Source organism: Streptomyces sp. NPDC058691 (assembly GCF_042714775.1).
Lineage (GTDB): Bacteria > Actinomycetota > Actinomycetes > Streptomycetales > Streptomycetaceae > Actinacidiphila.
This window is the reverse complement of sequence record NZ_JBHXSO010000003.1, coordinates 234,747-257,524: the sequence shown is the minus strand read 5'-3', so window position 1 is coordinate 257,524 and position 22,778 is coordinate 234,747. Positions and strand designations below refer to the sequence as shown.

Here is a 22,778-nt window from a genome sequence, read left to right as displayed (position 1 = left end):
GGGCAGGAGCGGGACGGGACGCGGTTCACCCGGTCACATCGCTACCATGGGGTACCGGACCCTCCCTCCTTGCCCGTTCTCGGACAGGAGGGGCCCAGAAGGAGTGCCCTTGCAAGACGAGGCCAGGTCGACCCAGCCGATGACCGCCGCGGAGGGACGCGAGGCGTCCTCCGTCTCCGCGGCTCCTTCCGCCGCGCCTGCCACCCCCGCGGAGGGCACCGCTCCCAAGGCCCCGCCGGCGACACCGGGGGCCCGGCCCGTGCGCACGCCCGGCAGCGTGGCGCCGAACCGGCCCGCGACCTCGTCGAACCGCGTCCGCGCCCGCCTCGCCCGGCTGGGCGTGCAGCGTTCCAGCCCGTACAACCCGGTGCTGGAGCCCCTGCTGCGCATAGTGCGCAGCAACGACCCCAAGGGCGACGCGTCGCAGCTGCGCCAGATCGAGCGCGCCTACCAGGTGGCCGAGCGCTGGCACCGCGGCCAGAAGCGCAAGAGCGGTGACCCGTACATCACCCACCCGCTCGCGGTGACGACGATCCTGGCCGAGCTCGGCATGGACCCGGCCACCTTGATGGCCGGGCTGCTGCACGACACGGTGGAGGACACCGAGTACGGCCTGGACGCGCTCCGCCGCGACTTCGGCGACTCCGTCGCCCTGCTGGTGGACGGCGTCACCAAGCTGGACAAGGTCAAGTTCGGCGAGGCCGCGCAGGCCGAGACCGTGCGCAAGATGGTCGTGGCGATGGCCAAGGACCCGCGCGTCCTGGTGATCAAGCTCGCCGACCGTCTGCACAACATGCGCACCATGCGCTACCTCAAGCGGGAGAAGCAGGAGAAGAAGGCCCGCGAGACGCTGGAGATCTACGCCCCGCTGGCGCACCGGCTGGGCATGAACACGATCAAGTGGGAGTTGGAGGACCTCGCCTTCGCGATCCTCTACCCCAAGATGTACGACGAGATCGTCCGGCTGGTCGCCGAGCGCGCCCCCAAGCGCGACGAGTACCTGGCGGTCGTCACCGACCAGGTGCAGCAGGACCTGCGCGCCGCCCGCATCAAGGCGACCGTCACCGGCCGCCCGAAGCACTACTACAGCGTGTACCAGAAGATGATCGTGCGAGGCCGGGACTTCGCCGAGATCTACGACCTGGTGGGCATCCGGGTCCTGGTCGACACCGTCCGCGACTGCTACGCGGCGCTGGGCACCATCCACGCGCGGTGGAACCCGGTGCCTGGGCGGTTCAAGGACTACATCGCGATGCCCAAGTTCAACATGTACCAGTCGCTGCACACGACGGTCATCGGGCCCAGCGGCAAGCCGGTCGAGATCCAGATCCGGACCTTCGACATGCACCGCCGCGCCGAGTACGGCATCGCCGCGCACTGGAAGTACAAGCAGGAAGCCGTCGCCGGCGCCTCCAAGGTGCGCACCGACAGCCCGAAGTCCGCGAAGAAGGACGACGCGGTCAACGACATGGCGTGGCTGCGGCAGTTGCTGGACTGGCAGAAGGAGACGGAGGATCCGGGCGAGTTCCTGGAGTCGCTGCGCTTCGACCTGTCGCGCAACGAGGTCTTCGTCTTCACGCCCAAGGGCGACGTCATCGCGCTGCCCGCGGGCGCCACCCCGGTCGACTTCGCCTACGCGGTGCACACCGAGGTCGGTCACCGCACCATCGGCGCGCGCGTCAACGGCCGCCTGGTGCCGCTGGAGTCGACCCTCGACAACGGCGACACCGTGGAGGTCTTCACCTCCAAGGCCGCCGGGGCGGGCCCGTCCCGGGACTGGCTCGGCTTCGTCAAGTCCCCGCGGGCGCGCAACAAGATCCGCGCCTGGTTCTCCAAGGAGCGCCGCGAGGAGGCCGTCGAGCAGGGCAAGGACGCCATCGCGCGGGCCATGCGCAAGCAGGGCCTGCCGATTCAGCGCGTACTCACCGGCGACTCGCTCGTCACCCTGGCGCACGAGATGCGCTACCCCGACATCTCCGCGCTGTACGCGGCGATCGGCGAGGGGCACATCACCGCCCAGTCGGTGGTGCAGAAGCTCGTCGAGGCGCTGGGCGGCGAGGAGGGCGCGACCGAGGACATCGCCGAGATCACGACGCCCTCGCGCAGCCGCACCAAGCGGCGGTCGGCCGCCGACCCCGGCGTCATCGTCAAGGGCGAGCGGGACGTGTGGGTCAAGCTGTCGCGCTGCTGCACCCCGGTGCCGGGCGACCCGATCATCGGCTTCGTCACCCGCGGCAACGGCGTCTCCGTGCACCGCGCGGACTGCGTCAACGTCGAGGCGCTGTCGCAGCAGCCTGAGCGGATCATCGAGGTCGAGTGGGCGCCGACGCAGTCCTCGGTCTTCCTGGTCGCCATCCAGGTCGAGGCCCTGGACCGCTCGCGCCTGCTGTCGGACGTCACGCGTGTGCTGTCCGACCAGCACGTCAACATCCTGTCCGCGGCCGTCCAGACCTCCCGCGACCGGGTGGCCACCTCCCGCTTCACCTTCGAGATGGGCGATCCCAAGCACCTCGGCCACGTCCTGAAGGCGGTGCGCGGCGTGGAGGGCGTCTACGACGTCTACCGGGTCACCTCGGCCCGCCAGCGCTGACGGCGCGGCCGGGAAAGCCGGCGACAGCGCGCAGGGCCCGTACGCAACCGCGTACGGGCCCTGCGCGCTTGTCGGCCGTATTGGGTCAGCCGCTGAACTCGTCGAGGGACTTCAGGGCCTGGTCGAGCAGCGCCTGCCGCCCGTCCAGCTCCCGCTGCAGCTTGTCCGCCCGGGAGGTGTTCCCCGCCGCGCGTGCCGTCTCGATCTGCTCACGCAGCTTGTCGACGGCCGCCTGCAGCTGGCCGGTGAGGCCGGCGGCCCTGGCGCGCGCCTCGGGGTTGGTGCGCCGCCACTCGTTCTCCTCGGTGTCGTGGATGGCGCGCTCGACGGCGTGCATGCGGGCCTCGATGCGCGGCCGGGCGTCGCGCGGCACGTGACCGATCGCCTCCCAGCGCTCGTTGATGCCGCGGAAGGCCGCGCGGGCCGCCTTGAGGTCGGTCACCGGGAGCAGCTTCTCGGCCTCGATGACCAGCTCCTCCTTGAGCGCCAGGTTCTCGCGCTGCTCGGTGTCCCGCTCCGCGAAGACCTCGGAGCGGGCCGCGAAGAAGACGTCCTGGGCGCCGCGGAAACGGTTCCACAGGTCGTCCTCGGCCTCGCGCTGAGCGCGGCCGGCGGCCTTCCACTCGGTCATGAGCTCGCGGTAGCGGGCCGCGGTCGGACCCCAGTCGGTGGAGGCGGACAGCGCCTGCGCCTCCTCGACCAGCTTCTCCTTGTGCTGCCGGGCCTCTTCGCGCTGTGAGTCGAGCTGCGCGAAGTGGCCCTTGCGCCGCTTGGAGAAGACCGAACGGGCGTGGCTGAAGCGGTGCCACAGCTCGTCGTCGGTCTTGCGGTCCAGCCGGGGCAGGCCCTTCCAGGTGTCGACCAGGGCGCGCAGGCGTTCGCCGGCGGCCCGCCACTGCTCGCTCTCGGCGAGCTGCTCGGCCTCGACGACCAGGTTCTCCTTGGCCGTCTTCGCCTCCTCGGAGGCCTTGGCCTTGGCCACCTTGCGCTCTTCGCGGCGCGAGTCGACCAGCGCGGTCAGCCCGTCCAGCCGCTCGCCCAGCGCCGCCAGGTCCCCCACGGCGTGGGCCTCGGTCACCGCTGTCCGCAGGTGCTCGATGGCCGTCAGCGCGTCCTTGGCGGACAGGTCGGTGGTCTTCACCCGGCGTTCGAGGAGGCCGATCTCGACGACGAGACCCTCGTACTTCCGCTCGAAGTAGGCCAGCGCCTCCTCGGGGGAGCCCGCCTGCCACGAGCCGACTTCACGCTCGCCCTCGGCCGTACGCACGTACACGGTCCCCGTCTCGTCGACGCGGCCCCACGGGTCGCTGCTCACAGCGCCTCCTCCACGTGATGCCCGGCCGCTTCACGGCACACGGCATCGTCCACAGTTCCATCCGGCCGGGCCGTGCCCTGGCCGGTCCCGACGTGCTGCCGCTCGCGCGGTGCAGCCGTCGGCGCAGGCACCCTACACAACGCCAACATAGGCGACCGGTGGCCCGGCTGTCCGCATCCCGCACCCGCGAATTCACCGCGCGGGTGCGGGGACACGCCTCAGGACGCGGTGACGGTCGCCTTGTTGATCACCACGGTCGCGTTCGGGGCACCGTCGCCGGCGCCCGTGGAGTCACCGGCGGCGGCGATCTTCTTGAGCACCTTCATGCCGTCGGCCGTGATCGTCCCGAACGGCGTGTAGGACGGCGGGAGCGGGCTGTCCTGGTAGACGAGGAAGAACTGGCTGCCGCCGGTGTGCGGCTGGCTGGTGTTCGCCATGGCGACGGTGCCCGCCGGATACGTGCCCTTGGAGACCGACTTCGCCTTCAGATTCTCGTCCGGGATGGTGTAGCCGGGACCGCCGGAGCCGGAGCCCGTCGGGTCGCCGCACTGCAGCACATAGATGCCGGAGGTGGTGAGCCGGTGGCACTTGGTGTGGTCGAAGAAGCCCTTGCCGGCCAGGAAGGCGAAGGAGTTCACCGTGTGCGGCGCGTTCTTCGCGTCGAGGTCCAGGGCGATGTCGCCGCAGGTGGTCTGCAGGTCGAAGGTGTACTTCTTGGCCGTGTCGATGGTGACCGCGGGCTCCTTCTTCCACTGCTCGGTGCCGGGGGCGCCCGCGGCGGGCTTGGCGCACGGGTCGGGCACCTTGCTGGGCGCGGCGCTGGCCGCCGCGCTGGGGGAGGCCTTGGCGGCCGCCTCGTCCTGCTTGGAGTCGCCGCTGAAGGCGCCGACCGCCCACGCCGTGGCCCCGGCGGCCAGGACGACCGCCACGACGGCGGCGATCACGGCGTTGCGCTGCCGTGCGCGGTTGCGTGCGCCGACCCGGCGCTCCTGCTGCCGCTCGAACTTCTCCCGGGCGAGCTGGCGCCGCCGCTGATCCTTGGTGACCACTGAGCCGTCTCCCGATGCCCTCTGCTCGAACTGTCGAATGTGCCTGTACGTCTGTTGTACGTCGTGGCCGATCTTCGCGTCCGCCACGCCCACAGTCCAGCGACGTTACTGGTTCGCGATGGCCGCGTTCGCGCCGGTAGGCTCTTGACGTCGCCCTCGGGCGGCACGACCTGCCGCGAACGACAGCCGACAGAAGGACGAACGTGCTCATTGCCGGGTTCCCCGCCGGGGCCTGGGGCACCAACTGCTACGTGGTGGCCCCCGCCGCCGGTGAGGAGTGCGTGATCATCGACCCGGGCCACGAAGCGGCCCAGGGCGTCGAGGACACGCTCGCCAAACACCGTCTCAAGCCCGTCGCCGTCATCCTCACCCACGGCCACATCGACCACGTGGCCTCGGTCGTTCCGGTCTGCGGGGCGCACGGCGTCCCGGCCTGGATCCACCCCCGCGACCGTTACATGCTGGACGACCCGGAGAAGGCCCTCGGCCGCTCCATCGGCGCCCAGCTGCTCGGCGAACTCACCATCGGCGAGCCGGACGACCTGAGGGAGCTCTCCGACGGCAGCAGCCTGGAGCTCGCGGGCATGGAGCTGACCGTGGCGCACGCGCCCGGCCATACCAAGGGGTCGGTGGCCTTCAGGCTCCCCGAGACCGACGAGATCCCCTCGGTGTTCTTCTCGGGCGACCTGCTGTTCGCCGGCTCCGTCGGACGCACCGACCTGCCCGGCGGTGACATGGACGAGATGTACGCGTCGCTGGCCCGCGTGTGCCTGCCGCTCGACGACTCGACCGTGGTGCTGTCCGGTCACGGTCCCCAGACGACCATCGGCCGTGAGCGCGCCACCAATCCGTACCTTGCGGAGTTGGCCCGCGGCCTCGGAGAGACCGGTCACCCGGCACCTCCGCGACGAGGAATGTGACGAGAGACTTCCTGTGAGCACCTTCCAGGCCCCCAAGGGCACCTATGACCTCCTGCCGCCCGATTCCGCCGTGTTCCTGGCGGTACGCGAGGCGATCGCCGCTCCGCTGCGGCGGGCCGGCTACGGCTATGTGGAGACCCCCGGCTTCGAGCAGGTGGAGCTGTTCTCGCGCGGCGTCGGCGAGTCCACCGACATCGTGACCAAGGAGATGTACACCCTCACCACCAAGGGCGGCGACGAGCTGGCGCTGCGCCCCGAGGGCACCGCCTCGGTGCTGCGCGCTTCCCTGGAGGCCAATCTGCACCGGGGCGGCAACCTGCCGGTCAAGCTCTGGTACTCCGGCTCGTACTACCGCTACGAGCAGCCGCAGGCCGGGCGTTACCGCCACTTCTCCCAGGTCGGCGCCGAGGCGATCGGCGCCGAGGACCCGGTGCTGGACGCCGAGTTGATCATCCTGGCCGTGGACGCGTACCGCTCGCTGGGGCTGCGCGACTTCCGCCTGCTGCTCAACTCGCTGGGCGACAAGGAGTGCCGTCCGGTCTACCGGACCGCGCTCCAGGACTTCCTGCGCGGCCTCGACCTCGACGAGGACACCCGCCGGCGGATCGAGATCAACCCGCTGCGCGTGCTGGACGACAAGCGCGACAGCGTGCAGAAGCAGCTCGTCGGCGCCCCGCTGCTGCGCGACCACCTGTGCGAGGCCTGCAAGGCCTACCACGAGCAGGTGCGCGAACTGCTGACGGCGGCGGGCGTGGAGTACGAGGACGACCCCAAGCTGGTGCGCGGTCTGGACTACTACACGCGCACCACCTTCGAGTTCGTCCACGGGGGCCTGGGCTCGCAGTCCGCGGTCGGCGGCGGCGGCCGCTACGACGGCCTGTCGGAGATGATCGGCGGCCCGGCGCTGCCGTCGGTGGGCTGGGCGCTCGGCGTGGACCGCACCGTGCTCGCGCTCAAGGCCGAGGGCGTCGAGCTCGAACTGCCCGCGCCCACGCAGGTGTTCGCGGTGCCGATGGGCGAGGAGGCGCGCCGGGTGCTGTTCGGCGCGGTCACCGAGCTGCGCCGGGCAGGTGTCGCCACCGACTTCGCCTTCGGCGGCAAGGGCCTGAAGAACGCCATGAAGTCCGCCAACCGTTCCGGCGCCCGGTTCGCGATCGTCGCCGGTGAGCGCGATCTCGCCGAGGGCGTCGTGCAGGTGAAGGACCTGGAGAGCGGCGAGCAGACCGCGGTGCCGGTCGACGGGATCGTGGGCGCGCTGCGCGAGCGGCTGGCCTGAGCCGTCCACTGACGCGGTCCGGCCGGGTGCGCCCGGCCGGACCGCGTCTGCTCAGCCCCGTACGGGCCGGGGAAGTTCGCGACGGGCGGCGTCGGCCGACGCTCGGTACGGTCCGGCGGGATCGCCCGGCGTACCGTGGGAAGCGACCATCCCGAGCGGGTGTCCATGCAGCCGCACCCACGCCAACACGCGTCTGTCCGTGCCGGCGGCACCGAGCGGATCCGTACCGGGCGGCGAGTGGAGTTCGCCGGCGACGGCCGGGTCCGGTTCGACGACGCGGACAGGGGTGTAGAGCGAGTCATGGGCGGCGGGGCAGGGGCAGGCCGTGCGGGCGCGCCGGTCGGCGCCGCTCATCGCTTCCCCGCCACGAGCGGTGCCCGGCTGGCGCCGGGGCGTCCGCCCGGTCGGGGAAGTGCCTTGCCAGGTGCCCTGGCGAGTGCCGGGAACCGTCGTTCGCTGGGCCCGGGTCTTCCGGCGGGAAGTCCCGCGAGGCGGGCGGTCCGCGCGGAGGTGCCGGTGACGGGGTCTGGTGTCATGAGGGGGGTCCATGACGGAAGTGGGCGGTGCGTTCGATCCAGGACGCCGGAGCGTCGACCACAGGGCGGGGCAATCACCGGGACCACCGGAATCCTCGTGAACCACGGTCAGGTGCCGTGAAATACGGCGAACCGCGGCGATCCGGACTAATTGCCGTGTGACCTTCATCCTTGCCGCGGTCCTTACGCAGAGTCAAGATTTTGGCTCTTACTTTGCCTCGCCTTTGCCTGCCGGGTGCGCAGCGTGACCTTCGGTGATTCTGCGGGCGATCTCCTGCGGCGTCACGGGCCGGCCGAAGTACCACCCCTGCCCCCAGTCGCAGCCCAGCGAGCGCAGCCACCGCGCGTGCTGCGCGGTCTCCACGCCCTCCGCGGTGACGGTCAGACCCAGCGCATGCGCCAGCGACACCAGCCCGCCGACGATCCGCCAGCCCAGCGGCTCCTCCGACCCGTCCTCGTGGGTGTCCGACACGAAGGCGCCCGCGATCTTCAGCCCGGACACCGGGAGGTTTCGCAGATAGGCCAGGTTCGACCAGCCGGTGCCGAAGTCGTCCACCGCCAGCGACACTCCCGCGTCTGCGAGCGCCTGCAGCGCCCGCAGCGACTCGTCCTCGGGACCGATGACCGCACTCTCGGTGATCTCCAGCTGCAGCCACCGGGGGTCGAGACCACTGCTGTCCAGGATGCGCGTGATGTCGTTCACCAGCCCCGGGTTGCGCGCCTGACGCACCGCCAGATTGACGTTGATCTGCGGTGCCGCGTCCCCGAACCGGCGCACCCACTCCGCGGCCTGACCGATCGCCCGCTCCAGGATCCACCGTCCCAGCGGCATGATCAGGCCGGTCTCCTCGGCCGTCGCCACGAACTCGTCCGGGCCCAGCACCCCGAACTGCGGGTGGCGCCAGCGCACCAGCGCCTCGACCGCGGCCAGGCTCCCGTCGGAGAGCGCGCACAGCGGCTGGTAGTCCACGAAGAACTCACCGCGGTCCAGCGCCACCGGCAGCCGTACGGAGATCGCGTAGCGACTCACCGCGCGCGCGTTCTGCGTCGGGTCGAACAGCGTCCACCGGCCCCGCCCGGACTCCTTCGAGCGATACAGCGTCAGGTCGGCCGCCCGCACCGCGGCGCCCGGTGTGGTCGCCGCCACGGTGCCCGCGAGTACGCCCACGCTGGCGCCGATGGCCAGCTTGTGACCGGCTATCAGGAACGGCCTGGCGAGGGTCTTCAGGACGAGCTTGGCGACGGCCACCGCCTCCTCCTCGCCCCGGCAGTGCTCCAGCAGCACCACGAACTCGTCGCCGCCGAGCCGGGCCACCAGGTGCCCCAGCGGGGTGAGCGCGGAGTCCAGGCGCTCGGCCACGGCCGTCAGCAGCCGGTCCCCGGTCTCGTGGCCCAGGCTGTCGTTGACGACCTTGAAGCCGTCCAGGTCGACGTAGCACAGGCCGAAGCGGGCGTCCGGCTGCGGATCCTCGAACAGGGCCTCCAGCCGCTCGAAGAAGGCCGCCCGGTTCGGCAGCCCGGTGAGCGGGTCGTGGGTCGCCTGGTGACGCAGCCGCTCCTGCAGGCGGTACCGGTCGGTGATGTCCTCCACCATCGCCACCTGGTAGCGCGGCTCGCCGTTCTCGCCGCGGATCAGCGAGACCGTCAGGTGCGTCCAGACCACCTCGCCGTCGCGCCGGTAGTACGGCTTGTCGCACGCGAACCGGTCCCGCCGCCCCCGCACCAGGTCCTCGTACGCCTCCCACACCCCCGGCGCGTCCTCCGGATGCACCAGATCGGTCACCCGGCGGCCCCGCAGGTCCTCCGACCGGGCCCCGAACAGCTCCCGCAAGGCCCGGTTGACCTGCAGGATCGTCCCGTTCACATCGGCCATGCCGATGCCGATGGCGGCGTGCTCGAACAGGGCGCGGAACCGGGCCTCCGAGGCGCGCCAGGCCCGCTCGGCCTCCTCGCGGGCATCGAACGCGGCGCGCTGGATGGCCTCCTGCTCGCGCAGCGTCCGCTCGCGCAGGGCCGCCGCCCAGCCGGCGGCGAACGCGCCGGAGACGGCCGCCACGCGGCCCGGGGCGGCCTTTTGCGTGTGCAGCAGCGCGACGGCGTGCGCGAGGATCTCGGGATCGGTGAAGTGGGCGTCGACCAGCAGGACCGCGGCCTCCGCGGCCAGCGGGGTGTCCGCGGCGGTCCCCGCCAGCGCACGGCGCAGCAGTTCCGCCGTACGGCCGGCCACCTGGGCCAGCGTCGGCGGCGGCAGGGCCGGCCCCTGGACGGAGCGGAGCAGCCGGTACCAGCCCTCGGTGAAGCCGCGGGTGCCCACGGGGGTCAGCGGCTCCGTCACGGCCGTATCCCCACCCCGGTCAGGCCCGACAGCCGCTCCGGGTGCGGGCCGACGGACTCCGGGTCGTCCGGGTGCCACTCGGTCAGCCACACGATGCCGGGCTCCACGAGCTCGTAACCCTCGAAGAAGGTCGCCACCTGCTCCCGGGTGCGCATCGTCAGCGGGGTCGCGGTCCGCGCGTACAGGGCCTCCAGGGGCCCGGCCTTCTCGGGCCGGGAGTCCTGCGAGGCGTGCGAGAGCACGAGGTAGCTGCCGGGAGGCATGGCGTCCCGCAGCGTGGCCACGATCTTGGCCGGTGCGGCGGTGTCCGGGACGAAGTGCAGGACGGCGACCAGCAGCACGGCGACCGGTTCCCCCGGTCGCAGCAGCTCCTCGATCTCGGGCCGGGACAGCAGGTCGACGGGGTCGGTCATGTCGGCGGCCACCATCGCGCACCGCGGGTCGTCCTTCAGCATCAGCCGGCTGTGCGCCACGGCGATCGGGTCGTCGTCGACGTACACCACACGCGTGTCGGGCCGGACCGGGCGCGCCACCTCGTGCACGGCGCCGTAGGTCGGGATGCCGGATCCGATGTCGATGAAGCGGCTCACACCCTGGGTGGCGACGTACTGCACCGAGCGGCGCAGGAAGGCGCGGTTGGCGCGCATGATCTCCGGGAGATCGGGCCAGAGCGCCAATGCCTCGCGCGCCATCTCGCGGTCGGCCGCGAAATTGTGCGACCCGCCCAGGTAGTAGTCGTAGACGCGGGCCGCGTTGGGGGTCTCCACATCGGTCCCGGCCGGTACCCATTCAGGACGCTGCATCGCGCACCTCTCCCGAACCGGTGGAAGCCCGGCTCACTGGATCAGCCTAAAAGCCCTAATGTCTAATATGTACGCATTCTCGCAGTGATCGGTGCACCGGGTTCGTCATGAGTGGGCTCATCGAGGACTACGGCTTGATCGGCGACCTCCAGACGGCCGCGCTCGTCGGCCGGGACGGTTCCGTCGACTGGCTGTGCCTGCCCCGATTCGACTCCCCGAGCTGCTTCGCCGCCCTCCTGGGCGACGACCGCCACGGCAGCTGGCGGCTGGCCCCCGTGGAGGGCGGCCAGTGCGAGAGCCGCGCGTACCGTGCCGGGACGCTGGTACTGGAGACGTTCTGGCGCACCCCCGGCGGCACCGCCAAGGTGATCGACTTCATGCCTCAGCGCGGGCGCGCTCCCCACCTCATCCGAATCGTCGAGGGGCTCAGCGGCACCGTGGACATGCGCAGCGAGCTGCGACTGCGCTTCAACTACGGCCGCACCGCGCCCTGGGTGCGGCGCACCGGCCACCACCGTGTCGCCGTCGCCGGCCCCGACTCCGCCTGGCTGCGGGTGAGCCCGGGTGTACACACCTACGGCTCCGACGGCTGCACGCGCTCCGACGTCACCGTGGAGGCCGGGCGGCGCGTGCCCTTCGTGCTCACCTGGCAGCCCTCGCACCTGAGCACCTCGCACCGCACCGACCCGGAGGCCGCGCTGCGCAGCACCGCCGAGCGCTGGCAGGACTGGGTCGCGGGATTCCGCTACGAGGGCGACCACGCCGACGCCGTGCTGCGCTCGCTGATCACCCTCAAGGCGCTGGCCTACCAGCCCACCGGGGGCATCGTCGCCGCCCCCACCACCTCGCTGCCCGAGCGCATCGGCGGTGTGCGCAACTGGGACTACCGCTTCTGCTGGCTGCGCGACTCCAGCATGACCCTGTCCGCCCTGCTGCGCGGCGGCTTCCGCGAGGAGGCCGCGGCCTGGCGCCAGTGGCTCCTGCGGGCGATCGCCGGCGATCCAGGCGACCTGCGCAGCCTGTACGGCGTGGCGGGGGAGCGCCACCTGCCGGAGACCCACGCCGACTGGTTCCCCGGCTACGAGGGTTCCGGCCCGGTCAGGCTCGGCAATGCGGCGGTCGGGCAGTTCCAGCTCGACGTGTACGGCGAGGTGGTCGACACCCTGCACCTGGCGTTGCGGGCCGGCATCCCCATGGAGCGCCAGGTGTGGGCCTTCCTGCGCAGGCTGCTGACGCACCTGGAGGGCCACTGGCACGAGCCGGACGAGGGGTTGTGGGAGGTGCGCGGCGGTCGCCGGCACTTCGTCCACTCCAAGGTGATGTCCTGGGTCGCCGCCGACCGGGCCGTGCGCATGGCCGAGGCCACCGGGCTGCCCGCGCCCGTGGAGCGCTGGCGGGCGCTGCGCGACGCCATCCACGCCGACGTCTGCGCGAACGGCTACGACGCGCGGCGCGGGGTCTTCGTCCAGCACTACGGCGGCCGGGCCCTCGACGCGGCGACGCTGTTCATCGTCAAGACCGGCTTCCTGCCGCCCGACGACCCACGGGTGGCCCGCACCGTCGAGGCCGTGCGCGACGAGCTGGACCTGCACGGCTTCGTCCGCCGCTACACCTGCCCCGACGGCGTCCCGGGAGCGGAGGGGGCCTTCCTCGCGTGCTCCTTCTGGCTCGCCGACGCCCTGGCCGCGCTCGGCCGCGAGGACGAGGCCCGGGCACTGTTCGCGCGCGTCCTGGCCAGCGCCAACGACCTCGGGCTGCTCCCGGAGGAGTGGGACCCGCTCGCCGCCCGGCACCTCGGTAACACTCCGCAGGCGTTCACCCACGTGGCGCTCGTCAATACGGCGTTCACTTTGTCTCGTTGTCCCTCGTACGGGGGACACGGCACCATGGAACCCGGCACTTCCCGCGCATGACGCGCGTTGGGCAGTGCGGCACACACCCGACCTACGGAACGGCGACATGGTGACTTCGGCGGTTGACACGACCCGCACCGACGGCGGGCACCTGGAGGAGCCCGCCCATGACCGCATCGGCGCAGGCAGGGCGTTCACCTGGCTGCTCGTGGTCTGCGGTGCCCTGGGCCTGCTGGCCTCGTGGGTCATCACGATCGACAAGTTCAAGCTGCTGGAGGACCCGAACTTCGTCCCCGGCTGCAGCCTGAACCCGATCATCTCCTGCGGCAACATCATGAAGAGCGACCAGTCGCACGTCTTCGGCTTCCCCAACCCGATGATCGGCATGGTCGCCTACCCGGTGGTCATCGGCATCGGCATGGGCATCCTCGCCGGGGCCCGCTACCGGCGCTGGTTCTGGCTCGGACTGCAGGCCGGCACGCTCTTCGGTGTCGGCTTCGTCACGTGGCTGCAGTACCAGTCGCTCTACAACATCGGCTCGCTGTGCCTGTGGTGCTCGCTGGCCTGGGTCGTCACGATCGCGCTGTTCTGGTACACCCTCGTGCACAATCTGAAGCACGAGATCATCCCGGCGCCGGCGGCGCTGCGCAACATCGTGCTGGAGTTCCACTGGGTCGTCCCCGTGCTCTGGTACGGCGTGATCATCCTGCTGATCCTGACCCGCTGGTGGTCGTACTGGAGCACCCTGATCTGACCGGGCTGTCAGTGCGGTGACATAGGCTTCCTTGCCGTGGAGCCCGACCTGTTCACCGCCGCCGCAGAGGAACGTCAGTCGAGGGAGCCGGGAGGCAGTCCCCTCGCGGTACGGATGCGTCCGCGCACCCTGGACGAGGTCGTAGGGCAGGGGCATCTGCTCCGCCCCGGCTCACCGCTGCGCCGGCTGGTCGGCGAGGGCGGCGGCGGCCCGGCCGGGCCGTCCTCGGTGATCCTGTGGGGGCCGCCCGGCATCGGCAAGACGACGCTCGCGTACGTCGTCAGCCACGCCACCAACAAGCGCTTCGTCGAGCTCTCGGCGATCACCGCGGGCGTCAAGGAGGTCCGCGCGGTCATCGAGAGCGCCAAGCGCGAGTCCGGCGGCTACGGCCGGGACACCGTCCTCTTCCTCGACGAGATCCACCGCTTCAGCAAGGCGCAGCAGGACTCCCTGCTGCCCGCCGTCGAGAACCGCTGGGTCACGCTGATCGCGGCGACCACGGAGAACCCGTACTTCTCGATCATCTCCCCGCTGCTGTCGCGGTCGCTGCTGCTCACCCTGGAGTCCCTCACCGACGACGACCTGCGCGGCCTGGTACGGCGGGCCCTGGAGGACGAGCGCGGCCTGAAGGGCGCGGTCACCCTGTCCGAGGAGGCCGAGGGTCACCTGTTGCGCATCGCGGGCGGCGACGCGCGCAGGGCGCTGACCGCGCTGGAGGCCGGCGCGGGCGCGGCCCTCGCCAAGGGCGAACGGGAGATCTCGCTGGCCACGCTGGAGGAGTCCGTCGACCGCGCCGCGGTGCGGTACGACCGCGACGGCGACCAGCACTACGACGTGGCCAGTGCCCTGATCAAGTCCATCCGAGGCTCCGACGTGGACGCCGCGCTGCACTATCTGGCCCGCATGATCGAGGCGGGGGAGGACCCGCGGTTCATCGCGCGCCGGCTGATGATCTCGGCGAGCGAGGACATCGGCCTCGCCGACCCGACCGCGCTGCAGACGGCGGTCGCCGCCGCCCAGGCGGTGGCGATGATCGGCTTCCCCGAGGCGGCGCTGACCCTCAGCCACGCCACCATCGCGCTGGCCCTCGCGCCCAAGTCGAACTCCGCGACCACGGCCATAGGCGCGGCGCTGACGGACGTCCGGGCGGGCAAGACCGGGCCGATCCCCGCGCATCTGCGCGACAGCCACTACAAGGGCGCCGCCAAGCTCGGCCACGGCAAGGGCTACCTCTATCCGCACGACCTGCCCGGCGGCATCGCCGCCCAGCAGTACGCCCCGGACGAGATCCACGGCACGCACTACTACGAGCCCACGCGCCACGGCGCGGAGGCGCGCTACGCCGACGTCCTGGACCGGGTCCGGGAACGGCTCGCGGGGGAGTAGCGGGGTGGACGGGGCGGTGGCCGGTCAGCGGGCCCGCCGCTTGGCGGCGGCCTCCTCGGCGGCGTCGAAGAGCGCGTGCATCGCCCGGTGCAGTTCCTGGTGCCCGCGCACCGGCTCGGGGAACTCGAAGCGGGCGTCGAAGGTGTTCTCCGCGCCGGTGAAGCGCACGCGCAGCCCGAAGCGGTCGAGCGCCAGCGGCACCGCCTGGGTGGGCGCCCGGTGGATCCCGCCCGCGTCGCCGGCGAGGGCGCACAGCCAGGCCACCTGGTCGGCGTGCCCGGCGGCCAGGTGCTGCAGCAGTTCCGCCTCGTGGGCGATCAGGGGGTCGGCCTCGGCCGCGGCGAAGTCGTCGGGCTCGACCTGTCCCGCGCCCCACAGGTCGTCCAGCGACGCCCCGCCGACCTCCAGGCGCAGCCGGACCCGCCCGGCGGGGGCCGGCAGCTCGCGGGCAACCGTGAGCCACCCCGTGATCCAGGCCCGCCCGCGGATGCGTCCGCGCACCGCTACGGGAGCCACGTCGGTGATCTCCAGCACAGCGGTCAGCTCGTCGGCCTCGGCGTGGGTGGCGGCCCGGACCGCCGGTGAATCCGCGGAGAACAGCAGGAACAGGTCACCGTCGGTTCCCACGAGGCGTTCCAGCGGGATCATCGACTCCGGGCGGTCCACGGGAACACCTGGAACGACCAGTACCGCGGAGGCGGTACCCTGTACGAGAGTTCGTGTGCGTTCGGCTGCTGACGGCAACCGGACGATTTCATGCCCGCTGGGACGCGGCTGACCATGAGCTGATCGGACCTCCGTCAAGTCGGCGCCTGATGAGGCGTCGACGGCGCCCTGTGTGGCGTTGGCACTGTCTGTGATGCGCGTGGTGTTCCCAGGGCGAGACATACGATCTCCTTCGCTAAGGTAAGGCTAACCTAACTTACATGGAGGTCCGGGAAACGTGAACCAGTCGCGTCCCAAGGTCAAGAAGTCGCGTGCGCTCGGCATCGCCCTGACGCCGAAGGCCGTCAAGTACTTCGAGGCCCGTCCCTACCCGCCGGGCGAGCACGGCCGTGGCCGCAAGCAGAACAGTGACTACAAGGTCCGACTGCTGGAGAAGCAGCGCCTGCGTGCGCAGTACGACATCTCCGAGCGCCAGATGGCCCGCGCCTACGACCGCGCCCGCAAGGTGAGCGGCAAGACCGGTGAGGCCCTGATCATCGAGCTCGAGCGCCGCCTGGACGCCCTCGTCCTGCGCAGCGGCCTGGCCCGCACCATCTACCAGGCCCGCCAGATGGTCGTCCACGGCCACATCGAGGTCAACGGCCACAAGGTCGACAAGCCGTCCTTCCGCGTGACCCCGGACGACGTCGTCATGGTCCGCGAGCGCTCCCGCGCCAAGACCCCGTTCGCGGTCGCCCGCGAGGGCGGCTGGGCCGGCGAGGGCGAGACCCCGAAGTACCTGCAGGTCAACCTGCAGGCGCTGGCGTTCCGCCTCGACCGTCTGCCGAACCGTCGTGAGGTCCCCGTGATCTGCGACGAGCAGCTCGTCGTCGAGTACTACGCGCGCTGACGCACGCCCTCGGCACGGCCTGCGAAGGCCCGCCGCCCACGACCCCTCGGGGCCGTGCGCGGCGGGCCTTCGCCGTTCCCGGCGGACACCCCGCCCGCCGGAACTGCGTCAGTCCGGCGCGGAGCGCGGGTGCGCCGCGTTCCGACGGCACTCGCCGGCCGGCCGGGAGCCCGGCGTGGCGGCATCCCCCACCGGGGCCGGGCCCCGGGGGCGTCGGTGGTTGCCCGCGAGCGCCGGCGGGCGCCCGTCGAGAGCGCGGGCCACGGCGGAGTCCAGATCCAGGGTGCCGCCCTCCGCGAAGGCCCGTTCGTAGCCCGCCCGGCCCAGCTCCGCGCGGCTGAGCTCCTCGCAGCGGCTGTGCGGGATGCCGAAGTAGCGTGAACCGAAGACCGGCAGGCCCACCGCGTCCCAGATGCCGCCCGCGGCCCCTTGGAGGACCGCCGCCTCCTGGGCGTCGTGCGAGGCCGTCAGTAACGCCAGCAGTTCGATGCCCAGCACGATGCCGACCAGGTCGCGGAAGGCGTGGTTGATGCGGACGGACTCCGCCGCGAGCTCCGCGGCGAGTGCCGGGTCCTCCTGCCACCAGGCGATGACCGCCCGCGTGTACAGCGCGTACGCCAGCGCCCAGCGCTCCCCGTGGTCCTCGCAGGTCTCCCGAATGCGCTCGCACAGCTCGATCCCGCCCTCCAGGTCGCCCAGGAAGGCCACCGCCATGGCGAGTTCGACCTCGGCCATGATGACGTTGCTGTTGAGCTCGCCCAGCGTCCGGTAGTGGCCCAGCGCCTCCTCGAACAGCGCCTTCGCCCGCGGGAGGTCGTCGCTGAGCAGCGCCCCGCAGCCCATCCGGTGCACCGCGTACGCGACCGCGGCCGCGTTCCCGGTCTCCAGCGCCTGAGCGCGGCACTCGTGGAGCATCCCGAGCGCCGCCGTGCCGTCCCCCTGCAGGATCGAGACGTAACCGCACACCCACAGCGCCTTGGCGCGCTGCCCGGTCGGCGAGGGGTCGGCCGTCAGCGCCCGCTCCAGCCAGTAGCGGCCCTCGGCGAGCCGGCCGCAGCCGACCCAGAAGAACCACAGGCTCGCCGCGAGGTACTGACCCGTGCGGAACTCCTCCGGGACCTCCAGCGAGAACTCCAGCGCGGCCCGCAGATTGGCCAGTTCGCGTTCGGTGCTCGAAGAGACCTCCGCCTGCCGGGCGCCGAACCACTCCATCTCGCCCCAGGTGGCGAAGCCCAGGTACCAGTCACGGTGCCGGCCCCGCAGCCGCCGCTCCTCGCCCAGCGCGCGCAGCCATCCGAGCCCGTACTCGCGCACCGTGTCCAGCAGCAGGTAGCGGACCGCGCCCGCCGCCTCACGGCGCAGCACCACCGACTTGTCCACCAGGTCCGCCAGCAGGTCGACCATGGCCTCGGCGGGCACTTCCGCGCCAGCGCACACGTACTCCGCCGCCTCCAGGCCGAAGTCGCCCGCGAAGACCGACAACCGCGCCCACAGCAGGCGTTCCTGGGGGGTGCACAGCTCGTGGCTCCAGCCGATCGCGGTGCGCAGCGCGCGGTGCCGCTCGGGGCCGCCGGAGCCGCGCCGGGTCAGCAACCGGAACCGGTCGTCCAGCCGTCCGGTGATCTGCGGCACCGACAGCGCCCGCATCCGGCCCGCCGCCAGTTCCAGCGCGAGCGGGATGCCGTCCAGCCGCCGGCACAGTTCCTCGACCTCGGCGCGGTTGCCGGCGTCCACTGCGAACCCCGGCTGCGCGGCGGCCGCCCGTTCCTCGAACAGCTCCACCGCCTCCTGCGGATCGGCCAGCGGTTCCAGGGACAGCACATGCTCGCCAGGCACCCCGAGCGGCTGCCGGCTCGTGGCCAGGACCCGCAGGCCCGGTGCCTGCCGCAGCAGCGTCTCGGCGAGGTCGGCCGCGGCCTCCACCTGGCCCTCGCAGCAGTCCAGGACGAGCAGCAGCTCGCGGCCGGCCAGAAAACCGACGAGCGCGGCCCGTGGGCCGCGCGTCGTGTGGTCGGTCAGGTCGAGGGCGGCGGCGACCGCGTGGTCCACCAGTCCCGGATCGCGGACCGCGCCGAGCTCCGCCAGCCACGCGCCGTCGCCGAAGCTCTCCGCCGACCCTGCCGACCCTGCCGACGCCGCCGCGCGCAGCGCGAGACGGGTCTTGCCGACCCCCCCGACCCCCGTCAGCGTCACCAGCCGGGCCTTGCCCAGCAGGCGGTTGACCTCGCCGAGCTCTCGCCGCCGGCCGACGAAGTGGTTCAGCTCGTCCGGCAGGTTGCCGGGCGTCCTCTCATGGCGCATGGGTCACGGAGGGTATCGTCAAATAAGCGGAACGTACAGTCGGAGCGGCGCCGCCGGGGGGCAATGCGGTACGGAGTGCGGGGCCCGTCACGATAAGGTCGTTACCTGGTTGGCGTGGCGATCCGAGGGAGCAGCAACGTGTCCGGTGGAGAGGTGGCCGGCCTCATCGTGGCGGTCTTCTGGGCGATCCTCGTGTCGTTCCTCGCCGTGGCGCTGGTGCGGCTCGCCCAGGCGCTCCGGCAGGCCACCCGGCTGGTCGCGGAGGTGACCGACCGGGCCGTGCCGCTGCTCGGCGAGGCCTCCCAGGCGGTGCGCTCCGCGCACGCGCAGCTGGCCCGCGTGGACACCATCACCTCCGACGTCGCCGAGGTGACCGCCAACGCCTCCGCGCTCTCCACGACCGTCGCCTCCACGTTCGGTGGCCCCCTGGTGAAGGTCGCGGCCTTCGGCTACGGCGTGCGGCGCGCGGTCAATCTCCAGACCAAGGGCGCCGCCAAGAAGCGCACCGTGGTCCTCGGCCGGACGCTCCCGTCCGCCCGCAGCCGTAAGTCGAGGGGCTGACCTGCCATGTTCCGCCGTGCCTTCTGGTTCACCGCCGGTGCCGCCGCCGGAGTGTGGGCCACCACCAAGGTCCACCGCACGATTCGCAGCCTGACCCCCGAGAGCCTCGCCGCGAAGGCGGCCGACAAGGCCCTGGAGGCCGGGGGCCGGCTGCGGACCTTCGCGCAGGACGTCCGCGCCGGCATGGCCGAGCGCGAGGACCAGCTCAACGATCAACTGGGCCGCACGGCCTCCGAACTCGACATGCTGGCCCAGCGGCCGGCGATCACGTACCACCACCGGAAGGACGATCACTGATGGAGTCGGCAGAAATCCGCCGCCGCTGGCTGCGCTTCTTCGAGGAGCGCGGGCACACCGTCGTGCCGTCGGCGTCGCTCATCGCCGACGACCCGACCCTTCTTCTGGTGCCCGCGGGCATGGTCCCGTTCAAGCCCTACTTCCTGGGTGAGGTCAAGCCGCCCTTCCCGCGCGCGACCAGCGTGCAGAAGTGCGTCCGCACGCCCGACATCGAAGAGGTCGGCAAGACCACGCGGCACGGCACGTTCTTCCAGATGTGCGGCAACTTCTCGTTCGGCGACTACTTCAAGGAAGGCGCCATCAAGCTCGCCTGGGAGCTGCTCACCAGCTCCGTGGCGGACGGCGGTTACGGTCTCGACCCCGAGCGGCTGTGGATCACCGTCTACAAGGACGACGACGAGGCCGAGCAGATCTGGCGCGACGTCGTGGGCGTGCCCGCCGAGCGCATCCAGCGCCTGGGCATGAAGGACAACTTCTGGTCCATGGGCGTCCCGGGCCCCTGCGGTCCCTGCTCCGAGATCAACTACGACCGCGGTCCCGAGTTCGGCGCCGAGGGCGGGCCGGCCGTCAACGACGAGCGGTACGTGGAGATCTGGAACCTGGTCTTCATGCAGTACGAGCGCGGGGAGGGCACCGGCAAGGAGGAGTTCCCGATCCTCGGCGACCTGCCCGCCAAGAACATCGACACCGGCCTCGGCCTCGAGCGTCTCGCCATGATCCTGCAGGACGTGCAGAACATGTACGAGACCGACACCCTGCGCGTCGTCATCGACAAGGCCACCGAGCTCACCGGCGTCGCCTATGGTGCCGCCCACGAGTCCGACGTCTCGCTGCGCGTGGTCGCCGACCACATGCGCACGTCCGTCATGCTCATCGGCGACGGCGTGACCCCCGGCAACGAGGGCCGCGGCTATGTGCTGCGCCGCATCATGCGCCGCGCCATCCGCAACATGCGCCTGCTGGGCGCCACCGACCCGGTCGTCCTCGACCTGGTCGACGCCGTCATCAAGACGATGGCGCAGCAATATCCGGAGCTGTCTGAGGACCGCAAGCGCATCGAGACGGTCGCCGTCGCAGAGGAGAACGCCTTCCTCAAGACGCTGAAGGCCGGCACCAACATCCTCGACACGGCCGTCACCGAGACCAAGGCCGCCGGCTCCGCCGTGCTGCCCGGCGACAAGGCGTTCCTGCTCCACGACACTTGGGGCTTCCCGATCGACCTCACCCTCGAAATGGCCTCCGAGCAGGGCCTGTCGGTGGACGAGGAGGGCTTCCGCCGCCTGATGAAGGAGCAGCGGGACCGCGCCAAGGCCGACGCCCTGGTGAAGAAGAGCGGCCATGCCGACCTGTCGGCCTACCGTTCCGTCGCCGACTCCGCCGGCACCACCGTGTTCACGGGCTACACCGACAACGAGGGCGAGGCCACCGTCGTCGGCCTGCTGGTGGACGGTGTGCCGTCGCCCGCCGCCAACGAGGGCGACGATGTCGAGGTCATCCTCGACCGCACCCCCTTCTACGCCGAGGGCGGCGGCCAGCTCGCCGACACCGGCCGCCTCCGCACCGACTCGGGCGCCGTCATCGAGATCCGCGACGTGCAGCAGCCCGTGCCGGGCGTCACCGCGCACAAGGGCACCGTGCAGGTCGGCGAGGTCACCGTCGGGGCCGGCGTGCTGGCCAGGATCGACCTGGGCCGCCGCCGCGCCATCGCCCGCGCCCACAGCGCCACGCACCTCACGCACCAGGCGCTGCGCGACGCTCTCGGCCCCACGGCCGCCCAGGCCGGTTCGGAGAACTCCCCGGGCCGCTTCCGCTTCGACTTCGGCTCGCCGGCCGCCGTGCCGGGCAGCGTGCTGACGGACGTCGAGCAGAAGATCAACGCCGTGCTCTCCCGCGAACTCGACGTCACCGCCGAGATCATGAGCATCGACGACGCCAAGAAGGCGGGCGCCATCGCCGAGTTCGGCGAGAAGTACGGCGAGCGCGTGCGCGTCGTGACCATCGGCGACTACTCCAAGGAGCTGTGCGGCGGCACGCACGTCCACAACACCGCCCAGCTGGGCCTGGTGAAGCTGCTCGGCGAGTCCTCGATCGGTTCCGGTGTGCGCCGTGTCGAGGCCCTGGTGGGCGTGGACGCGTACAACTTCCTGGCCCGCGAGCACACGGTCGTCGCCCAGCTCCAGCAATTGGTCAAGGGCCGCCCGGAGGAGCTCCCGGAGAAGATCTCCGGCATGCTCGCCAAGCTCAAGGACGCCGAGAAGGAGATCGAGCGCTTCCGCGCCGAGAAGGTCCTGCAGGCCGCCGCCGGGCTCGCCGAGTCCGCCCAGGACGTCAAGGGCGTCGCCCTGGTGACCGGCCAGGTCCCGGACGGTACGAGCGCCGACGACCTGCGCAAGCTCGTCCTCGACGTCCGCCAGCGGATCACCGGCGGCCGCCCGGCCGTCGTGGCGCTGTTCACCGTGGCCAATGACCGCCCCCTGACGGTGATCGCCACGAACGAGGCCGCCCGCGAGCGCGGCCTGAAGGCCGGCGACCTCGTTCGCACCGCCGCCAAGACCCTCGGTGGCGGCGGTGGCGGCAAGCCGGACGTCGCCCAGGGCGGCGGGCAGAACGCCGACGCCGTCGGCGACGCCGTCGCCGCCGTGCAGCGTCTGGTCGCCGAGACGGCCTGATGTCGCTCATGCGCAGGGGTCGCAGGATCGCGATCGACGTCGGGGACGCCCGCATCGGGGTCGCCTCGTGCGACCCCGACGGGGTCCTCGCCACACCGGTCGAAACGGTGCCCGGCCGGGACGTCCCGGCCGCGCGCCGGCGCATCGCGCAGATCGTCGAGGAGTACGAGCCGATCGAGGTGCTGGTCGGCCTGCCCCGCTCGCTCAGCGGGCGGGAGGGGCCGGCCGCGGCAAAGGCACGCGGCTTCGCCGTGGACATGGCTAAGATCATCTCGCCGGTCCCGGTGCGACTGGTGGACGAGCGGATGACCACGGTGACCGCCACCCAGGGGCTGCGCGCCTCGGGCGTGACGGCGAAGAAGGGTCGTTCCGTCGTCGACCAGGCGGCCGCGGTCGTTATCCTGCAGAGTGCGCTGGAGACCGAACGGGTGTCCGGGAAGGCTCCGGGGGAGAGCGTCGAACCTTTTATCTGATCGCGGTACGGTAACGTTCCGCGCGACACAGCGGCTCCATGGCGGAGCCGAGGTGCCCAGGGTGGGCCGACCTGGGCCGCGTCACAAGCGCCGGCCTGTTGCCGC

17 protein-coding genes are annotated in these 22,778 nt (G+C 71.7%); 11 read left to right on the top strand and 6 right to left on the bottom strand.

Going from position 1 to position 22,778, the window contains the following annotated elements; genetic code table 11:
- The first annotated feature begins 109 nt into the window (after positions 1-109).
- Positions 110-2,590 carry a RelA/SpoT family protein gene (locus tag ACFWVC_RS03890; RefSeq protein WP_384276227.1) on the top strand — a complete coding sequence of 827 codons (2,481 nt, stop codon included), beginning with the start codon at positions 110-112 and terminating at the stop codon, positions 2,588-2,590.
- Between the two features lie 85 nt (positions 2,591-2,675).
- On the opposite strand, the gene ACFWVC_RS03885 is transcribed toward ACFWVC_RS03890, so the two are convergent.
- Both ACFWVC_RS03885 and ACFWVC_RS03880 read right to left on the bottom strand, forming a co-directional pair.
- Positions 2,676-3,905 carry a DUF349 domain-containing protein gene (locus ACFWVC_RS03885; protein WP_384276221.1) on the bottom strand — a complete coding sequence of 410 codons (1,230 nt, stop codon included), beginning with the start codon at positions 3,903-3,905 and terminating at the stop codon, positions 2,676-2,678.
- Positions 3,906-4,123: 218 nt separating this feature from the next.
- Positions 4,124-4,954: a peptidylprolyl isomerase gene (locus ACFWVC_RS03880; protein WP_384276215.1), complete on the bottom strand. Its 831-nt coding sequence runs from the start codon at positions 4,952-4,954 to the stop codon at positions 4,124-4,126.
- 203 nt (positions 4,955-5,157) lie between these two features.
- Here ACFWVC_RS03880 and ACFWVC_RS03875 point away from each other — a divergent pair, with 203 nt between their 5' ends.
- Positions 5,158-5,874 (top strand): MBL fold metallo-hydrolase, encoded by a 717-nt coding sequence (locus tag ACFWVC_RS03875; RefSeq protein ID WP_384276209.1) that lies wholly within the window; start codon positions 5,158-5,160, stop codon positions 5,872-5,874.
- 13 nt (positions 5,875-5,887) lie between these two features.
- A complete protein-coding gene (hisS, locus tag ACFWVC_RS03870) occupies positions 5,888-7,150 on the top strand; it encodes a histidine--tRNA ligase (RefSeq protein ID WP_384276201.1) in 1,263 nt (420 codons plus the stop codon).
- Positions 7,151-7,894: 744 nt separating this feature from the next.
- On the opposite strand, the gene ACFWVC_RS03865 is transcribed toward hisS, so the two are convergent.
- Positions 7,895-10,021, bottom strand: coding sequence for a putative bifunctional diguanylate cyclase/phosphodiesterase (locus ACFWVC_RS03865; RefSeq protein ID WP_384276198.1), 2,127 nt, complete (start codon positions 10,019-10,021; stop codon positions 7,895-7,897).
- The gene (locus tag ACFWVC_RS03860; RefSeq protein ID WP_384276195.1) at positions 10,018-10,824 is read right to left on the bottom strand and encodes an SAM-dependent methyltransferase; all 807 of its coding nucleotides are present in this window, start codon (positions 10,822-10,824) and stop codon (positions 10,018-10,020) included. Before ACFWVC_RS03860 ends, ACFWVC_RS03865 begins: the two co-directional genes overlap by 4 nt.
- Before the next feature lie 107 nt (positions 10,825-10,931).
- Between ACFWVC_RS03860 and ACFWVC_RS03855 the strand changes: the two genes are divergently transcribed.
- From ACFWVC_RS03855 to ACFWVC_RS03845, 3 genes are read left to right on the top strand one after another with little or no spacing between them, the layout of a single operon-like run.
- On the top strand, positions 10,932-12,737 hold the full coding sequence (locus ACFWVC_RS03855; protein WP_384276192.1) for a glycoside hydrolase family 15 protein: 1,806 nt from the start codon (positions 10,932-10,934) through the stop codon (positions 12,735-12,737).
- A gap of 46 nt (positions 12,738-12,783) precedes the next feature.
- On the top strand, positions 12,784-13,431 hold the full coding sequence (locus tag ACFWVC_RS03850) for a vitamin K epoxide reductase family protein (RefSeq protein ID WP_384276189.1): 648 nt from the start codon (positions 12,784-12,786) through the stop codon (positions 13,429-13,431).
- A gap of 36 nt (positions 13,432-13,467) precedes the next feature.
- Entirely contained in the window at positions 13,468-14,817 is a 1,350-nt protein-coding gene (locus ACFWVC_RS03845) for a replication-associated recombination protein A (protein WP_384276186.1), read from the top strand.
- A gap of 24 nt (positions 14,818-14,841) precedes the next feature.
- Here the strand turns inward: ACFWVC_RS03845 and ACFWVC_RS03840 are convergent, their stop codons facing one another.
- Positions 14,842-15,561: a DUF2470 domain-containing protein gene (locus tag ACFWVC_RS03840; RefSeq protein ID WP_384276182.1), complete on the bottom strand. Its 720-nt coding sequence runs from the start codon at positions 15,559-15,561 to the stop codon at positions 14,842-14,844.
- Between the two features lie 199 nt (positions 15,562-15,760).
- Between ACFWVC_RS03840 and rpsD the strand changes: the two genes are divergently transcribed.
- Positions 15,761-16,372: a 30S ribosomal protein S4 gene (rpsD, locus tag ACFWVC_RS03835; protein ID WP_384276178.1), complete on the top strand. Its 612-nt coding sequence runs from the start codon at positions 15,761-15,763 to the stop codon at positions 16,370-16,372.
- Positions 16,373-16,480: 108 nt separating this feature from the next.
- On the opposite strand, the gene ACFWVC_RS03830 is transcribed toward rpsD, so the two are convergent.
- Positions 16,481-18,673, bottom strand: coding sequence for an ATP-binding protein (locus ACFWVC_RS03830; protein ID WP_384276174.1), 2,193 nt, complete (start codon positions 18,671-18,673; stop codon positions 16,481-16,483).
- 138 nt (positions 18,674-18,811) lie between these two features.
- Between ACFWVC_RS03830 and ACFWVC_RS03825 the strand changes: the two genes are divergently transcribed.
- Genes ACFWVC_RS03825 through ruvX form a run of 4 tightly spaced genes read left to right on the top strand, consistent with a single transcriptional unit; the run spans position 18,812 to position 22,673 of the window.
- On the top strand, positions 18,812-19,234 hold the full coding sequence (locus ACFWVC_RS03825; protein ID WP_384276171.1) for a DUF948 domain-containing protein: 423 nt from the start codon (positions 18,812-18,814) through the stop codon (positions 19,232-19,234).
- Between the two features lie 6 nt (positions 19,235-19,240).
- Entirely contained in the window at positions 19,241-19,531 is a 291-nt protein-coding gene (locus tag ACFWVC_RS03820) for a DUF6167 family protein (protein WP_384276167.1), read from the top strand.
- Positions 19,531-22,200 carry an alanine--tRNA ligase gene (alaS, locus tag ACFWVC_RS03815; RefSeq protein WP_384276164.1) on the top strand — a complete coding sequence of 890 codons (2,670 nt, stop codon included), beginning with the start codon at positions 19,531-19,533 and terminating at the stop codon, positions 22,198-22,200. Before ACFWVC_RS03820 ends, alaS begins: the two co-directional genes overlap by 1 nt.
- An 8-nt stretch (positions 22,201-22,208) precedes the next feature.
- Positions 22,209-22,673 carry a Holliday junction resolvase RuvX gene (ruvX, locus tag ACFWVC_RS03810; RefSeq protein WP_384276161.1) on the top strand — a complete coding sequence of 155 codons (465 nt, stop codon included), beginning with the start codon at positions 22,209-22,211 and terminating at the stop codon, positions 22,671-22,673.
- Positions 22,674-22,778 lie beyond the last annotated feature (105 nt).

Excerpts from the sequence above, each read along its gene's own strand:
- alaS (WP_384276164.1), top strand. The coding sequence starts at position 19,531 with ATGGAGTCGGCAGAAATCCGCCGCCGCTGGCTGCGCTTCTTCGAGGAG.
- ACFWVC_RS03830 (WP_384276174.1), bottom strand. The coding sequence starts at position 18,673 with ATGCGCCATGAGAGGACGCCCGGCAACCTGCCGGACGAGCTGAACCAC.
- ACFWVC_RS03820 (WP_384276167.1), top strand. The coding sequence starts at position 19,241 with ATGTTCCGCCGTGCCTTCTGGTTCACCGCCGGTGCCGCCGCCGGAGTG.
- ruvX (WP_384276161.1), top strand. The coding sequence starts at position 22,209 with ATGCGCAGGGGTCGCAGGATCGCGATCGACGTCGGGGACGCCCGCATC.
- ACFWVC_RS03850 (WP_384276189.1), top strand. The coding sequence starts at position 12,784 with ATGGTGACTTCGGCGGTTGACACGACCCGCACCGACGGCGGGCACCTG.
- ACFWVC_RS03855 (WP_384276192.1), top strand. The coding sequence starts at position 10,932 with ATGAGTGGGCTCATCGAGGACTACGGCTTGATCGGCGACCTCCAGACG.
- ACFWVC_RS03860 (WP_384276195.1), bottom strand. The coding sequence starts at position 10,824 with ATGCAGCGTCCTGAATGGGTACCGGCCGGGACCGATGTGGAGACCCCC.